A 3,638-nucleotide genomic window follows, 5' to 3' on the forward strand; every position below is an offset into this window, starting at 1 on the left:
AAGCGCGGATCATTATGTTCCGCGCGCCATTCCAATCCCGTGGTAAAGAGAAGCCACATTTTGGGCATTGGAATTTTTTACTGCCGCCTAATTTTTCGTGAATTTGACCACATTCTGGGCAAGTTTTACTGGTGTAAGATTCGTTAACTAAGACAACCAAAACATCATGACGATCTGCCATTTGAGTTAAGTGCTGGCGAAACTTGTAGTGACTCCAAGTGAGCATGTTACGAGCTGTTTTCTTGTTTAATTTCCTAGCTGACTTTACTACCATCACAGATGTCTCAAACGTTGGTAAAAAGATAAGCTTGTAATTATTGACAAGGAAAGAAGCTGACTTGTTATGGCAGTCCTTGATTAGATTTTGAATCTTTTGGCGTAAACGATGAGCAGCATTTTTCATTGCTCGTCTCTGTCTTTTTGCAGAGCTTAAGTCAATACGACTCATCAACCGATCTAGTTGCTGACAGAGTCTTTGAATCCTGCCAATATCACCAGAACCTATTTCTACATAAGTTTTACCATCAAAACCGGTAATAAATGTTCTAACGCCTGGGTCTAAAGCTATTACTTTATCCTGAGCAGTAGGGATAGGTTCAATATATTCCGGAAAAATCCCGTACCATTTCCCTTTAATCCATACTAACTGAGTTCCATATATGCATTCTTCAGGGAAACCTTGAGGTGAACGATAAGACAAGCCTTTTACTTTTGTTGGGTACCAGCATTTTTTTTTGAAGTCTCCCGCTTTAAATTTAATAACTTGCCTTGTTTCTCGACAAGATTTAAACTTAACATAACCCTGATTGGCTTTGGCTTGCTTGAAACTATCAATTGCATCGGCTACTGCTTCTTGTAATTGATGACCTGGAAGTTGGTTTACCCAATCTGGTCTATCAACTTTTCTCGCTAGTTTTTGTAAATCATAAGCACTACCTTTATAACCGTTTTTAAGCATGGCTACTGACCAATTATAGATCCAACGATAAGCATTAAGCCAAGTTTTCCAGATTTTATGAAGTTCTTTAGACGGAAACACCCTGATCTTTGAGACACTGTTGGGTGTCAACTTCACCGTCTGATTCCGAGGTTTTTTCTTGTACCGCTTTCGTGACTTGTTTTTGGTATTTTCGGAGTCCGTAAAGCCTAGCAGAGAAACAGTGGAGGATGGACAAGATATCTTCGACGAGTTCTTGCTCTGGGGATAATTTACGTTCATTGAGAACCAAGAGTTTAACTCCACTTTTTTGGCACAACCATTCAAGTAACGGAAATCCAAATCGGACTGCTCTATCTGGGTATGCAATGACAAATGCCGAGATATCACAGCTGTATATTCGTTCCAATATTTTGAGAAACTTTCGCCGTTTAAAATTGAGTCCCGATCCAACTTCTGAAATAACTTCAGCGTTTGGGTATTTTGACCGTAAAAATTCAGCTTGTCGATCAAGGTCGTCTCGTTGGGAGTGTGTAGAGACTCTTGCATAAGCGACAATGGGCTTACTCTGCGTGTGTTGTCCTTCAACACAAAACCTTCTTTGATTCCCTTGAGTCCTGATGCTGTCAAGTCTTCCGTCTTTATCCCATCTCCTGAGTGTTGTAATGGAGACACCGTAATATTGGGCTGCCTCTTTTGGGGTGACATATTTTTTCATAACAGCTTAACCTTTACAAATCTATACTTACATATTTGTAAAGGTATGACAAGGTTTGATAAGATTAAATGCTCATAGTTACACCTCCGTTTCTACACTCACGCTCGCGTCCCCTTACTGGAATTGTAAAATAGAAGGTGGCACCGTGACCTAGTTCTGACTCTACCCAAATTTTGCCCCGGTGGCACTCCAGAATCTTTTTACATATAGCCAAACCCATACCTGTGCCAGGATACTCATCCCGGGTGTGCAGACGTTGGAAGATCACGAAAATGCGATCGCTAAACTGCGGTTCAATGCCAATCCCATTATCCTGCACTGAAAATAGCCATGAATCTTCGAGTCGTTTTGCCCCCACATGGATTTCCGGTGGCTGTTCACTGCGGAACTTGATCGCATTACCGATTAAGTTCTGGAACAGTTGCATCAACTGGGTGCTATCAGCCATAACTGTTGGGAAGGGGTCATGGGTAACCACTGCTCCAGTTTCACGGATGCGTCCCCGCAAATTAGCCAGAGCATGGTCTAAGGCCGTTTCCACTTCCGTCAGTTTAAACTCAATGCCCTGCAAATCGACTTTCGAGTAAGCCAACACATCATCAATTAGGGTTTGCATGAGGCTGACTCCCTCAACCGCAAAGGTAATAAACTCGCTGGCATCTTCGTCAAGCTTGTCATTATAGCGCATTTCTAAAAGCTGCACATAATTCGCCACTTGATTCAGGGGTTCTTGCAGGTCATGGGATGCCACATAAGCAAACTTTTTCAGTTCAGCATTGGAACGTTCTAGATCCTGAGCCAATTGAGCCAATTCATCAGCTTGGCGCAGAACAATATTAATCAGTGCTTTCCTCAGTTCCAGTGCTGTCTTAATTTCTACCTGTTTCCAGGGTAAAGAGGTTAAGCGAACGGTTTCTTTCCATAGTTCAAAGGATTTACGGGGCGACAGTTGCAAAGTCCCCTCTGTGTGGGTTGTTTCAAAGGCTTTATTGGGGTCACCCCCCCAATTAACCGTTTGAATCACCTCTGATCGGAACCACAGTACATAGTTTCTCTTGGAAATGGGGATGGCTAGCAGGCCACTACCAATATCTTTAAACCGTTGTGCATCAGGATAAATGCGAGGCAGAGAATCAGTATAGAAAACCTCTTGATTAACATTCTGTTTCAGCCATTGCACCAAAAACTTCAGGTCTTCTTCACTAGGGGTTTCACCAATAACCGTAAAATTATCCCCAAAACAAATTGCTGCACCTTGAGCACTGGTTAAGTCCAGTAAATTGGGGTCATGCTTAACTAAGCCATCAATAAAGTTTTCTTCTTGGGACATATACTCAATCAATATTGATTGAATATAGGACAACTTCATCTGATAGTCATAGTCTTCCGTCTCTTCTCGGGCTGAAATTTCTGAGAAAATCACTCGTCCTAAAAATTCGCAAGCTTTGCGCAACTCATAGGATACATACTTAGGAGTTTGATGATGACAAGCAATAAGTCCCCAGAGTTTTTTATCTTTAATCAATGAAATAGTCAAAGACGCCCCAACTCCCATATTGTGGAGGTACTTGATATGACAGGGGGAAGCACTTCTGAGAATTGATAATGTTAAATCAAGGGGGCGATTGGTGATGGGATTATCGGTAGGAAAAATCTCAACAGGTTGGGAATTGGCATCTGGAATTAAGCGGATCCAATTGGAACAGAATAATCGTCTAGCTGGTTTAGGAATATCGGATTCTGGATAGTGTAAGCCTAGGTAAGATTCCAGACTGTCTAGTTTTTCTTCGGCAATAACTGCTCCATGGTCATCATCTTCAAACTTATAGAGCATCACCCGGTCAAACCCAGTGACTTTTCGCACCTCTTTGACAATGATCTGACAAAAATCTCGGAGGTTTGAGGTTTGTTGGAGCTGGTTGATGGAGGCTCTTGCTAGATGATAAAAGCTTAAAAATGGGATAGTTTCCCGGGAAACTATCA

Annotated in this window: 3 protein-coding genes; all 3 read right to left on the reverse strand. The window is 41.9% G+C overall.

Features of this window, described 5'->3' with window-relative positions; all coding sequences use genetic code 11:
- Positions 1-1,039, reverse strand: a 1,039-nt coding sequence (locus tag F6K20_RS29055; protein ID WP_502708891.1) for an RNA-guided endonuclease InsQ/TnpB family protein, incomplete at its 3' end; no start/stop codon positions are given.
- Entirely contained in the window at positions 1,026-1,655 is a 630-nt protein-coding gene (locus F6K20_RS29060) for an IS607 family transposase (protein WP_008177576.1), read from the reverse strand. The genes F6K20_RS29055 and F6K20_RS29060, both read right to left, overlap by 14 nt.
- Before the next feature lie 64 nt (positions 1,656-1,719).
- Positions 1,720-3,638, reverse strand: a 1,919-nt coding sequence (locus tag F6K20_RS29065) for an ATP-binding protein (RefSeq protein WP_287296998.1), incomplete at its 5' end; no start/stop codon positions are given.

Source organism: Moorena sp. SIO2C4 (assembly GCF_010672485.1).
Lineage (GTDB): Bacteria > Cyanobacteriota > Cyanobacteriia > Cyanobacteriales > Coleofasciculaceae > Moorena > Moorena producens.

What these genes read in the sequence shown, in the direction of transcription:
- F6K20_RS29060 (WP_008177576.1), bottom strand. Translation starts at nt 1,655, where the DNA reads ATGAAAAAATATGTCACCCCAAAAGAGGCAGCCCAATATTACGGTGTC.